This window comes from Aeromonas sp. QDB39, from assembly GCF_027707585.1.
Lineage (GTDB): Bacteria > Pseudomonadota > Gammaproteobacteria > Enterobacterales > Aeromonadaceae > Aeromonas > Aeromonas hydrophila.
Map to the genome: position 1 here is coordinate 1 of NZ_JAPCIV010000036.1, position 16,888 is coordinate 16,888.

Annotated in this window: 11 protein-coding genes; 7 read left to right on the top strand and 4 right to left on the bottom strand. The window is 60.2% G+C overall.

Annotation, left to right across the window (positions count from 1 at the left end):
* Positions 1 to 35: 35 nt before the first annotated feature.
* Positions 36 to 1,475 (bottom strand): ArnT family glycosyltransferase, encoded by a 1,440-nt coding sequence (locus tag PG899_RS18840; protein ID WP_333563654.1) that lies wholly within the window; start codon positions 1,473 to 1,475, stop codon positions 36 to 38.
* 1,040 nt (positions 1,476 to 2,515) lie between these two features.
* Here PG899_RS18840 and PG899_RS18845 point away from each other — a divergent pair.
* The 7 genes from PG899_RS18845 to PG899_RS18875 all read left to right on the top strand — a co-directional run bounded on the left by PG899_RS18845 (position 2,516) and on the right by PG899_RS18875 (position 13,928).
* Positions 2,516 to 3,586: a helix-turn-helix transcriptional regulator gene (locus tag PG899_RS18845; protein WP_017408386.1), complete on the top strand. Its 1,071-nt coding sequence runs from the start codon at positions 2,516 to 2,518 to the stop codon at positions 3,584 to 3,586.
* A gap of 84 nt (positions 3,587 to 3,670) precedes the next feature.
* On the top strand, positions 3,671 to 4,093 hold the full coding sequence (locus PG899_RS18850) for a CBS domain-containing protein (protein ID WP_016350742.1): 423 nt from the start codon (positions 3,671 to 3,673) through the stop codon (positions 4,091 to 4,093).
* Positions 4,094 to 4,312: 219 nt separating this feature from the next.
* On the top strand, positions 4,313 to 8,227 hold the full coding sequence (hrpA, locus tag PG899_RS18855; protein ID WP_077095450.1) for an ATP-dependent RNA helicase HrpA: 3,915 nt from the start codon (positions 4,313 to 4,315) through the stop codon (positions 8,225 to 8,227).
* A gap of 66 nt (positions 8,228 to 8,293) precedes the next feature.
* Positions 8,294 to 9,160 (top strand): hypothetical protein, encoded by an 867-nt coding sequence (locus PG899_RS18860; RefSeq protein WP_077095449.1) that lies wholly within the window; start codon positions 8,294 to 8,296, stop codon positions 9,158 to 9,160.
* A 106-nt stretch (positions 9,161 to 9,266) separates the two neighbouring features.
* Positions 9,267 to 9,554 (top strand): 50S ribosomal protein L25, encoded by a 288-nt coding sequence (gene rplY, locus PG899_RS18865; protein WP_024945378.1) that lies wholly within the window; start codon positions 9,267 to 9,269, stop codon positions 9,552 to 9,554.
* A 205-nt stretch (positions 9,555 to 9,759) separates the two neighbouring features.
* Entirely contained in the window at positions 9,760 to 12,930 is a 3,171-nt protein-coding gene (locus PG899_RS18870; RefSeq protein ID WP_179101320.1) for a hybrid sensor histidine kinase/response regulator, read from the top strand.
* Positions 12,927 to 13,928, top strand: coding sequence for a response regulator (locus tag PG899_RS18875; protein ID WP_077095446.1), 1,002 nt, complete (start codon positions 12,927 to 12,929; stop codon positions 13,926 to 13,928). The genes PG899_RS18870 and PG899_RS18875 overlap by 4 nt, the downstream gene beginning before the upstream one ends.
* Here PG899_RS18875 and PG899_RS18880 read toward each other — a convergent pair.
* The 3 genes from PG899_RS18880 to selD are packed head-to-tail and all read right to left on the bottom strand — an operon-like array spanning position 13,918 to position 16,724.
* The gene (locus PG899_RS18880; RefSeq protein ID WP_024945381.1) at positions 13,918 to 14,562 is read right to left on the bottom strand and encodes an MBL fold metallo-hydrolase; all 645 of its coding nucleotides are present in this window, start codon (positions 14,560 to 14,562) and stop codon (positions 13,918 to 13,920) included. The genes PG899_RS18875 and PG899_RS18880 overlap by 11 nt on opposite strands.
* 27 nt (positions 14,563 to 14,589) lie before the next feature.
* Entirely contained in the window at positions 14,590 to 15,690 is a 1,101-nt protein-coding gene (mnmH, locus tag PG899_RS18885; protein WP_077095445.1) for a tRNA 2-selenouridine(34) synthase MnmH, read from the bottom strand.
* Positions 15,687 to 16,724 carry a selenide, water dikinase SelD gene (gene selD / locus PG899_RS18890; RefSeq protein ID WP_077095444.1) on the bottom strand — a complete coding sequence of 346 codons (1,038 nt, stop codon included), beginning with the start codon at positions 16,722 to 16,724 and terminating at the stop codon, positions 15,687 to 15,689. The genes mnmH and selD overlap by 4 nt, the downstream gene beginning before the upstream one ends.
* Between the last annotated feature and the right edge of the window lie 164 nt (positions 16,725 to 16,888).

Sequence of the window (16,888 nt, forward strand, 5' to 3'; positions counted from 1 at the left end):
AATCGGCTCAAACATGAAGAAATGAAATGACTGAGTCAGCCGAGAAGAATTTCCCCGCTTATTCGCACCTTCCCTAGCGGTATTTTAACCAAGAAGTGTTGGGTGTCATCTTTCATATTCTTGGCAGCATCAATGGCGGGGTAGGCCAGAATAAACGTCAGCATAAACATAATGCCGGCTGCGCTGGCCAGCAAGGTTGCACTGTGTATTTCGCGCCAGCGCCACAACTGTTCTACTGCAAAGATAAGTAATATGGCCGCAAATACATGCCGCCAGCCCAGCGTACTGATGACCCTGAGCACGTTATCGGGTATTTCCAGCGGCAACAGCGGCAGATAAAAGGGGGCCGTCAGTAGCGCCAGTGCAAACAGGAACATGAACAAGGTCCAGCCACGGCCATAACCATTGAGCCAGCGAGGCCAGCAGACGCTCAGTTGCCCGATCATCAGGGCAAAGACCGGCATCAGTGGAAAGAGGTAGAGAGTCCGCTTGGTGGAGGCAATGCTGAGCAGCAGCAGGGTGCCCAGCGCCCAGCTCAGCAGAAACAGGCGGGAGGCGCTCCACTGCTTCTGCCTGAGGGTCTGCCAGCACCAGAGCAGCACCAGGGGCAGCCAGGGCAGGGTGTATTCGGCCAGCCCGCCAAGGTAAAAGAGGTATTCACCGGGCTTGATGTGACCGAGCTCGGCCGAGCTGCCCGTCAACCTGCCCACCTGATTTTGCCAGAACCACTGCTGCCAGAGCGACTCTCCCTCAGGATGCTGCCACAGGGCCAGCAGCCAGCCGGCGATGGGGGCGACAAACAGAAGGGTCATGCCGAGGTGCTGTATCACGAAGCGGCCTCCCTCCTGGTGTGCAAGTTGGCGTTTGAGTGCCGGCAGAAACAGCGCCAGCCAGCCGAAGAAGAGGGTGATGGGACCGATGGGGCCCTTGACCAGAAAGCAGAGGGAGAGCCCAAGCCCTGCACACCAGAGCATGTGCTGGCGATCCGCCAGATACCATTCGGCAAATGCCCACATGGTGAAAGCGACGAAAAAGGCGAGGCTGGTATCGACCCGGATCCAGTGGCTGTTCATGATGAAGCCCTCCATGGTGCCCAGGGCGATCACCGACCAGAGTGCGGCAGTGCTGGAGCCCAGTACCCGTCTGGCCAACAGGCCGGTGAACAGCAGGGTTGCCATGGCCCACAGCGCTCCCACCAGACGCAGCGCCACCGTGACGCCGAGGTTGTTGTGGAGAAGGGCAAGAAAGGGAATGGTGAGGATGTAATAGAGGGGCGGTTTTTCGATGAAGCTGCTGCCGCCCAGTGTCGGGATGGCCAGTTCACGGCTGGTGAACATCTCCCAGGCGATGGCCGCCTCACGAGGCTCGTCGGGGGTCCACAACTGGTGGCCAAACTGGCCCATCAGAGTGATGGCCAGCACCATCAGCAATAATCCGTACAGATGCGTATTCGGGGCTGTGCTAGTGGGCTGCATGAGGTCCTCTCGGCAGGTAAAGCTGCGCTTTGATAACGAACAGACTGACATCCGTGGTCTGAGAATGGGTCGTGGCAATATCCATATTGATAAAGGCTCACCACACTAAAATAGCGATGCTCAATCTAGTATCACATATTCTGATGGATGCTAATGAACAAGTTGTTACCAAATATTACTTAAGACGTTAACCATTATTGTGGGGAGACATTTTGTCTTGCTCTGCCATTTGTCAAATAAATACATTTATTGGCTCATTGACACTTTTGGTTTGGTCATCGCTAAGATGCTTGACGAGCCATGGATAAACATGCCGGCCATATATTGATACCGCTGGCCGCTTCTATGTTTTTATTTTTCATATCGGTTTTCTGGAGCTCGATATGTGCGACCTCCTGATGGAAGGTGCACCAAGTATCGAGGCAATCTCGAAGTTAGGCAAAGCAGATGCGTTGCGTTGGGATCTTCGCTTGACTGGAGACGTCAACAGCAAGTGAGGTGATCGCGTCTTTTGGGTGTGCTCATTCTGCAGCCAGATCACCATCAGCTGATCCATGTTGACCAAGACGATGAGGAGGATGCTGGGGACGAAGGTCGAGATGAAGCGCTTCGAGTTGCCGAGAGAACCTTGCTGGTTGCCCGCAGATCTTTGGACAAGTTGCAGCCGATGCGTGCGAATGGCGGAGTGCGTTGCGCCGGCGGCAGGCCCAGAATAACTGGGGCAACGACCCGGTTGGCGGGATGATTTTGTCGTTGCAGTGCAACTTGTCGCGACAAATGGTGCAAGAGGAGTGCTTTTGCGCGCAATCGACCGTGGTACCGGCCTGTTGCCTTGTTGCAGACAAACCCAACATCAACGACAAAAATCATATAAAACATTAACTTGGATTTAAGATTTTCGCTTTCGAAGACGCTTATGTCGTTTCATCATTACTATTTATGGATCAGTTATAAAACCTTTGTTCATTTGACTACTTTTCGCATTTCTCATTGCAGAGTAAGATGCCACTTCAATAAAAATAAGAATTAGGAGTTCGGGTGTGAAGGCATTAGTAAAAGAAAGGGTATCGCCCTATATAAGCCAGTTATATGAGTGCGGTATTAATGATTCTGACATTAAGTTGGTGGTGGATCAGTTCCGCTCCGACGTGTCGGGCAGCTCGTCGCTGTTCCTGTTGCGCGATGATGACAAGAGCGACGGCATCAAGCTCTTCGCGAGCGGCTTGACCGAGGCCCAGCAGCAGTTCTACGTCCAGCATCATCGCCAGGATGTGTGGTTCAATCACTATCTGGACAAGGGCTGCCAGGGGATCGTCAGCGCCAACACGCTGTCCAACTCGGCGGGTCTGCTGGCCAGCTTCGGCGCCCAGTTCGCGGCCGGTGGTGTCTGCCGGGTGAAGGGGCGGGGACTGAGCAGCCTGTGTACCTATCGGGCGGCTACCCAGGATGATTTCAGTGCCCAGGAAATTTCTTCCCTTGGCGAAGTTTATTCTGGCCTCGCGGCCTGGAGCCACCATTATTGGAACCTGCTGGCCCTGGAAACCCAGAATTATCAGCTGCAACAGCTGGTGAAAAACCACAATAAGCCCAGCGCCATCGTCGATGACAAAGGGCATATTCATTATTCCAATGTGGCCTTCAATCGTATTGCCGACGAGAACGTGGAGTTGCGGGCAGGCAATGGTATTTTCTCGCTGCAAAATAAGGAGCAGCAACGCCAGTTCAAAGAGATATTGAATGGTTTTGCCTATCTGCTGCCCGGTGCCAGCGCTTATATGTCCATTCCCCGTCAGCCCAATCTGCGGCCATTGCTGATCCAGTGCACCCTGATGAGCGGTCTCAACCGCTTCGAGCGGTATGTGGAAGTGGTGCTGCGGGATCCCGAACACTCCTTCAACCCCGACATCGAAGCACTGGCCAGCCTCTATCCGCTCACCATCGGCGAGAAAGAGTTGCTGGTGCTGATGAGCAAGGGCTATAGCAGCAACGACATCGCCGAGCTGCGCGGCGTCAAGGTGGAAACCGTGCGCTCGACCCTGAAAGGGGTCTTCAAGAAGACCGACTGCCACAGCCAGAACGAGCTCTTGCTGTTGCTGCAATCCATCTCCTGATCCATGCAAGCTATGCTTGGAGTGAGCCGGACATAGTGCCCGGCTCGCGCCTCCCGGCCGGGAGGCCGGTTGGGGGAATGCACGATGGAATCACTCAAAGCAAAGGATTACATGCAGACTCGGCCCATCACCTTCAGCGCGGAGATGATGGTGCAGGCGGCGGTGGAAAAATTTCTCAACAGCCGTCAGCTTGGTGGCCCCGTGGTGGATGGGCGGGGTCACTTGGTGGGCTGGGTCTCCGAGCAAGACTGCATTGCCGTCATGTTGAAAGAGGCCTATCACTGTGAACAGGTGGCCCAGGTACGGGACGTGATGCGCAAGGAGGTGCTGGCCGTCGGCCCCGATACCAGCATCCTGGAGCTGGCCGAGATGATGATGGGGCAAAAACCCAAGATCTACCCGGTGGTGGAGGAGGGGCATCTGCTCGGGGTCATCAGCCGCCACGACGTGATGCAGGCCATCCACGCCCAGCTGGGAGCCTGCTTCGTGCGCAAGGCGCGGGCCTGAACCCGGTTGATGGGGGCACTGTTGTCATCCCAAGAGCAGGCATCTGGCCTGCTCTTTCTTATGGTGAGTCCGTAATGAAGGGCTTGCTACCCGGATAACGTCTCTTTCATCGCCCTCGCGGCCGCTTTAAGGCTTGCGCCCTCCGGCCTCGCTCTTTAGGATCGCTCGAAGCTATCGATATGGCCCTCTTGCCGGGCACTCTTTTAAGGAATTCGTACCTTGTCTCTCTCTATCGAGGCGCTGCGCCGCCGTCTCCCAGCCTGCATGAATCTCGACGCCCGCCGTCTCTCCAGCCGTCTGCACGGAGCCAAGAAGCTGCCCGAGGGCAAACAGGCCGCCGTGCTTGAGACCATCGCCGCCGATCTGGATGCGGCACAGGCGCGCTACCAATCCCGTTTGGCGGGCGTACCCAAGGTGACCTATCCGGACAACCTGCCGGTCAGCCAGAAGCAGGCGGAGATCGCCAAAGCCATTGAAGAGCACCAAGTGGTGATCATCGCCGGTGAAACCGGCTCGGGCAAAACCACCCAGATCCCCAAGATTTGTTTGGCGCTCGGGCGCGGGGTGAAGGGCTTCATCGGTCACACCCAGCCAAGACGTCTGGCGGCCCGCACCGTGGCGGCCCGTATTGCCGAAGAGATGGAGTCCGAACTCGGCCACTACGTGGGCTACAAGGTGCGCTTTACCGATCAGGTGAGTGAGCAGACTCACATCAAGCTGATGACCGACGGTATTCTGCTGGCCGAGATCCAGAACGACCGGATGCTCACCCAGTACGACACCATCATCATCGACGAGGCTCACGAACGCAGCCTCAACATCGACTTCATTCTGGGTTATCTCAAGCAGCTGTTGCCAAAGCGCCCGGACCTCAAGGTGATCATCACCTCGGCCACCATAGACCCGCAGCGTTTCTCCCGCCATTTCAACAAGGCGCCGGTGATCGAGGTCTCCGGTCGCACCTATCCGGTGGAGGTGCGCTACCGTCCGCTATTTGTTGATAAAAAAAGCAGTGATAAAAGTGAAGGGCTGGAGGAGCGCGATGAGCTGCAGGGGATCTTCGATGCGGTGGAAGAGCTGGCCCGCGAGGGGTTGGGGGACATCCTCATCTTCATGAACGGTGAGCGGGAGATCCGTGATACTGCCGATGCCCTGCGCAAGCTGAACCTGCGCGATACCGAGGTACTGCCGCTCTACGCCCGTCTCTCCAACGCCGAGCAGAACAAGGTGTTCCAGCAACACGCCGGACGGCGCATCGTGCTCGCCACCAACGTGGCGGAGACCTCGCTGACGGTGCCGGGCATTCGTTATGTGATCGATCCGGGCACCGCCCGCATCAGCCGCTATTCCTGGCGTACCAAGGTGCAGCGCCTGCCCATCGAGCCGGTCTCCCAGGCCAGCGCCAACCAGCGTAAAGGTCGCTGTGGCCGGGTGGCGGACGGTATCTGTATCCGTCTCTACTCCGAGGAGGATTTCAATGGCCGCCCGGCCTTTACCGATCCCGAGATCCTGCGCACCAACCTGGCCTCCGTCATCCTGCAGATGCTGGCGCTCGGCCTTGGCAACATGGAGGCGTTCCCCTTTGTCGAGCCACCCGAGTCGCGCCATATCAAGGATGGCCTGACCCTGCTCAAAGAGCTGGAGGCGGTGCGCGAGCTGCCCGCCACCGGCGATCGCGAAGCCAAACTGCAGTTGACCGAGACCGGTCGCCAGCTCTCGCGCATCCCCCTTGATCCGCGTCTGGCGAAGATGGTGATCAGCGCGGCGCAGACCGGCTGTCTGAGCGAGGTGATGGTGATCACTGCTGCCCTCAGCATTCAGGATCCCCGCGAGCGGCCCATGGAGAAGAAACAGGCCGCCGACGAGCAGCACAGACGCTTTGAGGACAAGGATTCCGACTTCCTCGCCTTCGTCAATCTGTGGAACTACCTGAAAGAGCAGCAGGATCTGCTCGGCAGCAACCCGTTCCGTCGCATGTGCCAGAAGGAGTTTCTCTCCTACCTGCGGGTGCGCGAATGGCAGGACATCCATTTCCAGCTGCGCCAGACGGTCAAGGAGCTTGGTTTTAAAGCCAACCATGAACCGGCAGATTTCAAGACGGTGCACTGCGCCCTGTTGACCGGCCTCTTGAGCCACATCGGCAACAAGGATCTGGAAAAACCTGAATTCCTCGGCGCCCGCAACGGCCGCTTCCACCTGTTCCCGGCCTCGGGTCTGTTCAAGAAGCCGCCCAAGTGGGTGATGGCCGCAGAATTGGTGGAAACCTCGCGCCTCTACGCCCGCATCAACGCCAAGATTGAACCCGAATGGGTGGAGCCGCTGGCAGGACACCTCATCAAGCTGCACCACAGCGACCCTCACTGGTCGAAGAAAAACGGCGCCGTAATGGCCAAGGAGAAGGTGACGCTTTATGGCCTGACGCTGGTCAATGAGCGCACCATCAACTTCAGCCGCATCGACCCGGCGCTGTGCCGCGAGCTGTTTATCCGTCGCGCCCTGGTGGAGGGGGATTTCGAGACTCGCCACCGCTTCTTCAGCGATAACCGCAAGCTGCTGGCCGAGGTGGAGGCGCTGGAGCACAAGTCTCGTCGGCGCGACATCCTGGTGGATGACGAGGATCTGTTCCGCTTCTACGATGCCCGCTTGCCGGAGGAGGTGATATCAAGCCGCCATTTCGACAAGTGGTGGAAAGAGGCGCAAAAGCAGGACGCCGAGCGGCTCAACTTCGAGAAAGAGATGTTGATGAAGGGGGATGCGGCCCACATCAGTGATCTCGACTACCCCAACTTCTGGCAGCAGGGGCGTCTCAAGCTCAAGCTGACCTATCAGTTCGAGCCGGGGGAGGCGGCGGACGGCGTGACCCTGCATATTCCGCTGCCGCTCCTGAATCAGGTGGAGGTAAAGGGGTTCGAGTGGTTGATCCCGGGGCAGCGTCACGAGCTGTTGGTGGCTCTCATCAAGTCGATGCCAAAGCCGATGCGCAAGAACTTCGTGCCGGCGCCCAACTATGCCGATGCACTGCTCGCCAGTATCAACCCTGAACAGGGGCCGCTGCTGGACGAGATGGAGCGCCAGCTGCGCCGTATGACGGGTGTGACCGTGCCCCGTGAATCCTGGGACTGGGCTGCGGTGCCCGATCACCTGAAACTCACCTTCCGGGTGGTGGACGACAAGCACAAGAAGGTGGCGGAAGGCAAAGATCTGGAGGCATTGAAAGAGTCGCTGCGCGGCAAGGTGCAGGAGACCCTGTCACAAGTGGCGGACGATGACATCGAGCAGTCCGGTCTCACTCTGTGGAGCTTTGGCGAGCTACCCCAGGAGTACAGCCAGAAGCGCGGCGGGTTCGAGGTGAAGGCCTATCCGGCGTTGGTAGACGAGAAGGATTCGGTCGCCATCCAGCTGGTGGAGAGCCCGGTGGTGCAGCAGCAGCTGATGTGGGCGGGCCAGCGCCGGCTGGTGCTGCTCAACGTGCCATCGCCCATCAAGTATCTGCAGGAAAAGCTGCCCAACAAGGCCAAGCTGGGGCTCTATTTCAACCCGTTTGGCAAGGTGGCGGAGCTTATCGATGATTGCATCGCCTGCGGCTGTGACAAGCTGATTGAGCAGCACGGCGGCATGGCGTGGGACGAGGCCGGTTTCGAGGCACTCAAGGAGTATGTCCGCGCCGAGCTCAACGATGCGGTGGTAGAGGTGGCCAAGCAGGTGGAAGCCGTACTGACGCTGTCCCATGAGATCAAGAAACGGCTCAAGGGCAAGATGCAGCTCGACACCGCCTTTGCCATGTCCGACATCCAGCAGCAGCTCGGCAACCTCATCCACAAGGGTTTTGTCACCGAGACCGGCTGGCAGCGGCTGCCTGACTTGCTGCGCTACCTGCGGGCCATCGAGCGGCGCCTGGAGAAGCTTGCCATCGATCCCAACCGGGATCGGGTCTACATGCTCAAGGTGCACAGCGTGGAGTTGGAGTACAAGGCGCTGCTTGCCAAGATCCCCAAGTCCCAGCTTATTCCCACCGAGGTGGCCAATATTCGCTGGATGATCGAGGAGCTGCGGGTGTCGTTTTTTGCCCAGAATCTGGGAACCCCCTATCCGGTCTCCGATAAACGGGTGCTGAACGCTATCGCTCAGTGCTAATCTGCTGTAAAGGAGAGGAGCCGGTGCCGTATTACCGGCCGGTTGGACGCTGACGGAGGAGCAAGGATGCTTGGAATCTGGTTAGGGATGGCGATGGTCAACATCAGTGGCTATCAACCCATTGCCGAGCAAACCTGGGTGCAACTGAACCCGGAATACTACCCGCTGCAACGTACCCCGCCCGCCATGTTCGTGGCCTGGCGGGGCAATCAATTTCCCACCCTGGAACTCAAGAAGAAGAAGGGGCGCTGGCAGGTGCTGTTTCCGGCCAGGCTGGTGCCACCGTTCGATCTGTTCGAAGGGGAGGCCGAGCTTTCCAAGGCCTATCTGGCCAGGTTAAGGCGCATTGACGAGGCAGCCTACGGGCTGGCACCCGTTGTGGTTCCCCCTTACCAGCACCATGCGCAGCAAGAGGTGGTCAGCCTTGGCGTCCCCTTCATGGCCGAGTTTGCCGCGCCGCAGCGACCAGGTCAGCCCCGTAGCAATAGTACAGAGGGTGCCGAGCCCCTGCTGGCCGTTCTGAATCTGCGAGCAGAGGACTGGCAAGCGCCTGCGATACTGCTTGCTCAAGCTGGTGAGGGGCAGGATCCCGCGCTGGTGTCACTGGCGAGCGAGCCGACCGGCAGTACCCTCACGCTGGCGGCACCAGCGGCGGGTGGCAAACGGGTATGTCATCAGGTTGCGGCGGGGGAGACGCTCTGGCGTATCGCCGCCATGCTGGCCCAGAGCGGTACCGTGACGGGGGCGGCAGGGGATACCTACAGCTATCTGCTGGCCATCGTCGATGACAATCGGGCGCTGATGGGCAACGGCATTCGGGTCAAGGCCGGAGACACCCTGTATTGTCCGGCGCCGCAGACCCTGGCCCGCTTCGATGCCCTGAGCCCGGCCCAGCGGCAGCAGCGCTTTGCCCGGTTGGAGCAGGGGCGTTAAGGTCTCTTGTCACTGTTAGGGGCCCGTGATAGTATGCGCCCTCGTTTTGCGAGGTGCTGACCGGTCGCAGTCAACACCATACATTCATCCATATGAGATAAACATTATGTCTTTCGTATTCCAAGCTGAAGTCCGTTCTGACCTGGGGAAAGGTGCGAGCCGCCGCCTGCGTCATGCTGACCAAGTTCCTGCCATCGTTTACGGTGCAGGCAAAGAAGCCCAGTCCATCACTGTTGACCACAAGAAATTCATCCTGGCCCAAGAAAAGCCGGAATTCTACGAGTCTGTACTGACTCTGGTTATCAACGGCGAAGAAGTTAACGTGAAAGTGAAGGCTATCCAGCGTCACCCGGTACGTTACAAGCTGGTTCACCTGGACTTCGTTCGCGTCTAATCGACAACGAACGTTCCAGTAAAGAGGCCACCCAAACGGGTGGCCTCTTTGTTTTTACAGCGTTTTTCCCCGATAAAAATAAAATACTCAAATAGTACTGTTAGTCTTTACTTGTAGGCATGATTGACAGCAACACACCAATTGTGATGCTCTGGCATCTACAAAGTATTCGAACAAGTCCAAATACGGGGTAATGTTGACCGTGATGAAGGGAATCATACGGGGATATTTCCTGCTGTTCACACCCATTCTGGTACTGGTTTTGGTGGGTGGGTATCTGCTGGGTGACGCACTGATCGAGCGCGAGCTCTACCGTGTACGCAGTGATGAGAGCACCTTCCTGTCGCTCGCCAGCGGTCGTCTCGACGACGAACTGGCGGTGCCGCTGCGCCATGTGCGCAGCATGTCTGAAGAGCCCATCCTGCTCGAGGCGGCGGGTCGCAACGAACGTGACAACATTGCCGCCCAGTTTACCGTGCTGATGAACCGCAATCCTGACTATGCCCAGGTGCGCTGGCTGGCGCCGGATGGCATGGAGTTGGTGCGCTTCAATCGTCAGGGCCAGCATCTGCAGCGTGTGCCCGATGACCAGCTGCAAAACAAAAAGGATCGTTACTATTTCCGCGATGCCATGGCGCTGCCCTGGGAGCGGATCTACGTCTCGCCGCTCGATCTCAACGTCGAGCAGGGGGTGATCGATCGCCCCTTCAATCCCATGATCCGTATTGCCAAGCGTCTGCGCCTGGGAGATCGCGATCTGGGCTTGCTGCTCATCAACGTGCAGGCCGGCCGTATGCTCAAGGTATTCGCCAACAGCAGTGGCAGGGCCGCCGATCACACCATGCTGCTCAATCAGGATGGCTATTGGTTGCGCAGCCCGGATCCGGCACAAGAGTGGGGCTTCATGCTCGAACGTCCGGACCTCACCTTGAAGCAGTTTTCTCCCCAGGCCTGGCAGGCATTCTTGGGTGCTTCGAGTGGCCAGGTTGAACTCGCCGACGGTCTGTGGAGCTGGACCACGCTGTACCCGGCACTGAATCACGATCAGCTGGCCTGGAAGGCTGCCTCCATGGTGCCACGCAGCGAGCTGCTGGCCATTCGAACCCATATCTGGGGGATCATCTCGGCCACTTGCGCCATCTTGCTGTTGCTGTTCGGCGCCGCAGTGGCCTCGTTGGTGCTCAGCCGGCATCGGGAGCAGCTGGCGCAGCAGGAGGCGGCCAGACTGGCGCGGGTCAAAGGGGATTTCATCGCCAACATGAGCCACGAGATCCGTACCCCCATGAACGCCATCATGGGGCTGGCCTACCTGCTCGAACAGGGGGGGCTCGACGATGGCCAGCGCGCCCTGGTGCGCAAGATCCATCAGGCCGGGCAGGCTCTGCTCGGGATCATCAACGACATCCTCGATTTCTCCAAGATTGAATCGGGCCGGCTCGAGCTCGAGCAGGTGCCATTCAGCCTGGAAGAGGTGCTCGATCATGTGGCGGCCATCATGTCCACCTGCGTTGGCAACAAGCACCTCGAGCTGGTGGTGAGCAGCGCCCCCGAGCAGGCCGCCCACCTGGTTGGGGACGCCCTGCGCCTCGAGCAGGTATTGCTCAACCTGACCGGCAACGCCATCAAGTTCACCGAGCGCGGGGAGGTGGAAGTCAAGGTCGAGCTGGAAGCCGAGCAAGACGGCATGGCCACCTTGCTGTTTCGGGTGCGTGATACCGGGATCGGCATTCCGCCCGAGCAGCAGGCCAACATCTTCAATGCCTTCTCCCAGGCCGACTCCTCTACCAGCCGCCGTTTTGGGGGAACCGGGCTCGGTCTGACCATCAGTCGCCGTCTGGTGAACCTGATGGGGGGCGACATCGGTGTCACCAGCGAACTGGGCAAGGGGAGCGAGTTCTGGTTCCGCGTCCGGCTGGAGCAGGTAGAGCGGCCTGAGGCCTTCCACGAGCGGTTGCAGCACGTCTCGCTGCTTATCGCCGACGACAACCAGGTGACCCGTGACACCCTGTCAATGACGGTGGGCTCCCTCGGCTGGCAGTCACGGGTGGTGGAGTCGGGCGAGAAGGCCTTGCACCATCTGTTGCGGCAGGGGGAGCGTTTCGACGTGATCCTGCTCGACTGGATCATGCCGGGCATGGACGGTCTCGAGACCTGCGTGGCCATTCGCCAAGCCTTCGAGCAGCAGGATCGCTCGCCCATCATCATCATGGCAACGGCCTATTCCCAAGAAGAGCTGATGCGCCGCCCCGGCTCGGAGCAGGTGGATCTGGTGCTGCACAAGCCGGTCACCGGTTCCAGCCTCTACAACGCGGTGGCACGCCTCATTCATGAGAAGCGCGAGCATGTGGATCTGCTGGAGAGCGGTCAGCGCCGTCTGCGCCTGCCTGGCGTTCACATACTGCTGGTCGATGACAGCGACATCAACCTGGAGGTGGCAACCCGCCTGTTGCAGCGGGAGGGGGCCGAGGTGATCACCGCCATCGACGGGGAGCGGGCCCTGGCCTGTCTTGCCGACCCGGCGCAGCGTATCGATCTGGTGCTCATGGACGTGCAGATGCCGGTGATGGATGGCTACGAGGCGACCCGTCGCCTGCGTCAGCTGCCGGGACACAAGGAGACGCCCGTGCTGGCACTCACCGCCGGGGTGTTCAAGGACCAACGCGAGGCGGCGCTGGCCTGTGGCATGAACGATTTCATCGCCAAGCCGCTTGACGTGGAGCAGCTCATCGCGACCCTGTTGCGTTACCTGCCCGACAGCGTGGTGCCGCTCACGATCAACGACGTGCCACCTGCCGTGGAGCCGGTGGCCGGCATTGACATCGATACCGGGCTTCGCAACTGGGGCGAGGCCTCCGTCTATCTCAAATACCTGCGCCGATTCCGCGATGACTACATGACGGTCGGTACCGTGCTGCCGGACTACATCGCCCAGCACGAGACTGATGCGGCCGCGAGCCTGACACACAAGCTCAAGGGGGTGGCAGGCAGCCTGTCGCTCACCGATGTGGCGCGCATCAGTGCAGAACTGAATGAGGCCATCGAGCAGGGGGGAGACACCAGTCAGCTGATGGCTCCCTTCCTGGAGGCGCTGGAACGGGCGCAGCAGGCCATCGACCTCTATGCCGGACGAGAGCCGGGAGCCGTCAGCTCCCCGCTGGCTCAGAGTGAGGCGCAGGAGGTGTGCCTGCACGCTCTGCGTGAGGCCCTTGTGAGCGAGGATCTGGAACTGATTGAACCGGCGCTGGGCCAGGCCAAGAGTTACTTGCCTGCTGAGCTGGTGAGCGAGATCGGTGCGGCCCTGGAGCTGTTCGACATCCAGCTCGCGACCTGCAAGCTGGAGGGGTATCTGGATAATCGGGAGGCAGCTGGATCATGAATCGACCGCGCGTGTTGATCATCGACGACGAGCCGAGCAACCTCGGGCTGTTGCGGCAAATCCTCAAGGAGGAGTACAGCCTCTTTTTTGCCAAAGGCGGCGAGGAGGGGCTGGCCGCCGTGGCGCGCCACGAACCGGCCCTGATCCTGCTTGACGTGCGCATGCCTGACATGGACGGCTACGAGGTGTGCCGCCGGCTCAAGGCCGATCCGGCCCACACCGGGATCCCGGTGCTGTTCATCACGGCGAGCGACAACCCGGACAGCGAGAGCCAGGGGTTCGAAGCGGGCGGGGTGGATTACATTTACAAGCCGGTCTGCCCAAGCACGGTGCGCGCCCGGGTGCGCACTCACCTCTCGCTGGTGCGTCTCGATCAGCTCGAACGCAGCTACCGCACTGCCATCGTGATGTTGAGCGAGGCGGGTCACTACAACGACACCGACACAGGGGTACATATCTGGCGCATGGCCGCCTATGCCCGAGCCCTGGCCGACGCGGCAGGCTGGAGTGCGGATCAGTCCGAGTTACTGGAGCTGGCGGCCCCCATGCACGACATGGGCAAGATTGGGATCCCCGATCATATCCTCAAAAAGCCCGGTCCCCTCACCGAAGAGGAGTGGGCCATCATGCGCACCCATCCGCGCATCGGTTACGAAATCTTGAAGCGCTCAGACGGGCTCATCTTCCGCATGGCGGCGGAGATTGCCCTGCATCACCACGAGAAGTGGGACGGCTCGGGTTACCCTGCAGGAGAAACCGGCGAAGGGATCCCCGAGGCGTCGCGGATCGTGGCCATCGCCGATGTGTTTGACGCCCTGAGTGTGCGTCGCCCTTACAAGGAACCCTGGCCGTTGGAGCAGGTGCTGGCGACGATGCGTGACGGTGCCGGCCAGCACTTCGATCCCCGGCTGCTCGCCTGTTTTCTCGAGATCATGCCGGAGATCTTGCGCCTCAAGGCCCAGTGGGACACCCGCGAGGAGCGGGGGATCACCAGATAGGTTGGGTCAGGTAGGGATTGCTTGCCTGCTCGCGGCCGAATGTCGAGCTGGGACCGTGGCCGGGGATGAAGACGATGTCATCGCCAAGGGGCAGCAGGGTTTCGGTGATCGACTTGATGAGCGTCCCGTGATCGCCACGGGGAAAGTCGGTCCGGCCTATACTGCCGGCAAACAGCACGTCACCCACCCAGGCGAGCCGCTCGGTTTGCGAGAGCAGCACCACATGACCCGGGGTGTGGCCAGGGCAGAAGTACACCTCCAGCTCGCATTGACCCACCTTTACCTTGTCACCTTGCTCAAGCCAGTGATCCGGCGTGAACGCGGGGGTATGGGCGAAGCCAAACATCTGGCTCTGCTGGGGCAGCATGTCGAGCCAGAACGCATCCTCTTTGTGGGGGCCGGTGATGGCCACCCCGGTTTTCTCCCGCAACTCGGCAGCGGCACCCACGTGATCCAGATGACCGTGAGTCAGCAGGATATGGGTCAGGGTCAGCCCGCGTTTGGCGATGGCGGTCAGCAGCTTGTCTGCTTCGCCGCCCGGATCGATGAGGGCGGCCTGATGGGTCTCGTCACACCAGATGAGGGAGCAGTTCTGGGCAAACTGGGTGACCGGGATCACCTCGAATTTCAACATATGGGGTCCTCTTGATGGGCCGCTGATTCAGGCGTGCTGCTCGGCAAAGAAGTCGAGGCAAGCCTGCTTGTCACCCTGGAAGATGATGCGCTCGCGCTTGTTGCCAAGCTGGTAAAGGTACATGGGATCGTAATAGCGGGTCAGCAACAGGGTGATCCAGGCCAGGTGCAGCGAGGTATCACCGCTGCTGGCTTGCTCGGCGAGCGCGCTCTGCATCAGGGCGTCCAGCTCGCGATGGGCCTGATCGCCAAGCCGGCGCTTGAGTCTGGCCAGTGCATCGGTGAGGTAGGTGGCAAACAGTGGCCAGCCCTCTTCGGCGCCAAACATCGCCTGATAGCGCAGCCAGAGATCGTGTACATAGTCCTGGCGGATCTGTTCGGCGCGCTCTTCTTGCGGCACCTCGACCACCACCAGCGGCGCCTGGCTCATGGCATCGAACAGTGGATTGGGCAGGCAGCAGCGGCCGATGAGACGGCTCTCGTCCTCCACCACGAACGTCTGCTCGCCCTGCTGGCGGCGCTTGAGCAGCTCGATGGCCAAGTTGTTCTCAAAGCTGATGTTGCTGGGCTGGCCGCCGGGCAGCTGGCCAAACGACGACCCCCTGTGATGGGCATGGCCTTCCAGATCCAGCGCCTGGGCCACCTCGGTTAGCATGTGGGTCTTGCCGGAGCCGGTCATGCCGGTCAGCACGGTCCACTGGCACTCTGCTGCCGCCCCATCGAGGGTGTCGATGAGGAAGCGGCGCAGATCCTTGTAGCCGCCGGCGATCCGCGGGCGGGTGACCCCAGCTTCATGCAGCCACTGCTGCACCGTTTGCGAGCGCAGGCCGCCGCGAAAGCAGTAGAGCACGGCATCCGGCTGCCGGCGCAGCTGGGCCAGCCAGCCCTCGAGGCGTTCGGCGCGCACGGCGCCACCGACCAGTTGATGGCCCAGTGCAATGGCGGCCGCCTGCCCCTGCTGCTTGAAGCAGGTACCGACCTGGGCCCGCTCATCATCCGTCATCAATGGCAGATTGGTCGAGCAGGGGAAGGCCCCCTCCTTGAACTCGATGGGGGCGCGCAGGTCGATGAGCGGAACGTCATCCAGAAAGATTCGGGCGTAATCCGTGGCCAGTGGCAGTGCACTCATTGGACAACCTCGATGAACTGGTTGCTGGTGCGGGCCTGCAGCTGGCCGATGGGGGAGAGGGTCAGCCCTGCCTGTGCGGCAATGGCGAGGAGCTCGGCTTCACTTTCTTTACCGACGGCTACCAGCAAGCCGCCGCTGGTCTGCGGGTCGCACAGGATGTTGCGGGTGCGATCATCCATGGCGTCCAGCTTGTCACCATAGGAGTCGAAGTTGCGCAGGGTACCGCCCGGTACGCAGCCCTCGCTCAGGTAGTAATCCACCTCGTCCAGCAGCGGCAGCGCCTTGAAGTTCAGGCGGGCACTGACGCCGGAACCTTCGCACATCTCCAGCAGATGGCCGGCCAGACCAAAGCCGGTCACGTCGGTCATGGCGTGTACGCCGGGCAGCTCGGCAAAGCGCTGGCCAATCTTGTTGAGGGTGCACATGGCGTTGGGGGCCAGCTGCTCGTGTTCTGGTTTGAGTTTGCCCTTCTTCTGGGCGGTGGTGAGGATGCCGATGCCAAGCGGCTTGGTCAGATAGAGGGTGTCACCCACCTTGGCGGTGTCGTTCTGCTTGATGGCATTGAGCGGCACGATACCGGTCACTGCGAGGCCGAAGATGGGCTCGGGGGCATCGATGCTGTGGCCGCCGGCCAGAGAAATACCCGCTTCGTGACACACCTGACGGCCACCGTCGATCACCTGCTGGGCCACTTCCGGCGCCAGGGTGTTGATGGGCCAGCCGAGGATGGCGATGGCGACGATGGGTTTGCCGCCCATGGCGTAGATGTCGCTGATGGCGTTGGTGGCGGCGATGCGGCCGAAGGTGAAGGGATCATCGACGATGGGCATGAAGAAGTCGGTGGTGGAGACGATACCCTGACCGTTGCCGATATCGACCACGGCCGCGTCATCCTTGCTGCTGTTGCCGACCACCAGCGTCGGGTCGTCAAAGCCCGGGATCTGGCTCTTGAGAATGGTGTCGAGCACCTTGGGAGAGATTTTGCAGCCGCAGCCAGCGCCGTGGCTGTATTGGGTCAGACGAATGGAAGACATACTTTCCCCTTGTGTGTGCAAACTTGTGTGTACAAATAAGTGCAGCGGCTCTGTGGAGCCGTCAAATGTGCGCGTATGCGCGCGAAATTCGGGTGGCCTTGGCTGGCTTTGAGCGCAGCGATGTCAGGCAGCCGTGCAAGGCAGTCTGGCAGGACGGGGGAGGA

Bases quoted from the DNA above. Each gene is read 5' to 3' on its own strand.
- PG899_RS18860 (WP_077095449.1), top strand. From the start codon at position 8,294: ATGCTTGGAATCTGGTTAGGGATGGCGATGGTCAACATCAGTGGCTAT.
- rplY (WP_024945378.1), top strand. From the start codon at position 9,267: ATGTCTTTCGTATTCCAAGCTGAAGTCCGTTCTGACCTGGGGAAAGGT.
- PG899_RS18840 (WP_333563654.1), bottom strand. From the start codon at position 1,475: ATGCAGCCCACTAGCACAGCCCCGAATACGCATCTGTACGGATTATTG.
- PG899_RS18870 (WP_179101320.1), top strand. From the start codon at position 9,760: ATGAAGGGAATCATACGGGGATATTTCCTGCTGTTCACACCCATTCTG.
- selD (WP_077095444.1), bottom strand. From the start codon at position 16,724: ATGTCTTCCATTCGTCTGACCCAATACAGCCACGGCGCTGGCTGCGGC.
- mnmH (WP_077095445.1), bottom strand. From the start codon at position 15,690: ATGAGTGCACTGCCACTGGCCACGGATTACGCCCGAATCTTTCTGGAT.
- PG899_RS18880 (WP_024945381.1), bottom strand. From the start codon at position 14,562: ATGTTGAAATTCGAGGTGATCCCGGTCACCCAGTTTGCCCAGAACTGC.
- PG899_RS18875 (WP_077095446.1), top strand. From the start codon at position 12,927: ATGAATCGACCGCGCGTGTTGATCATCGACGACGAGCCGAGCAACCTC.
- PG899_RS18850 (WP_016350742.1), top strand. From the start codon at position 3,671: ATGGAATCACTCAAAGCAAAGGATTACATGCAGACTCGGCCCATCACC.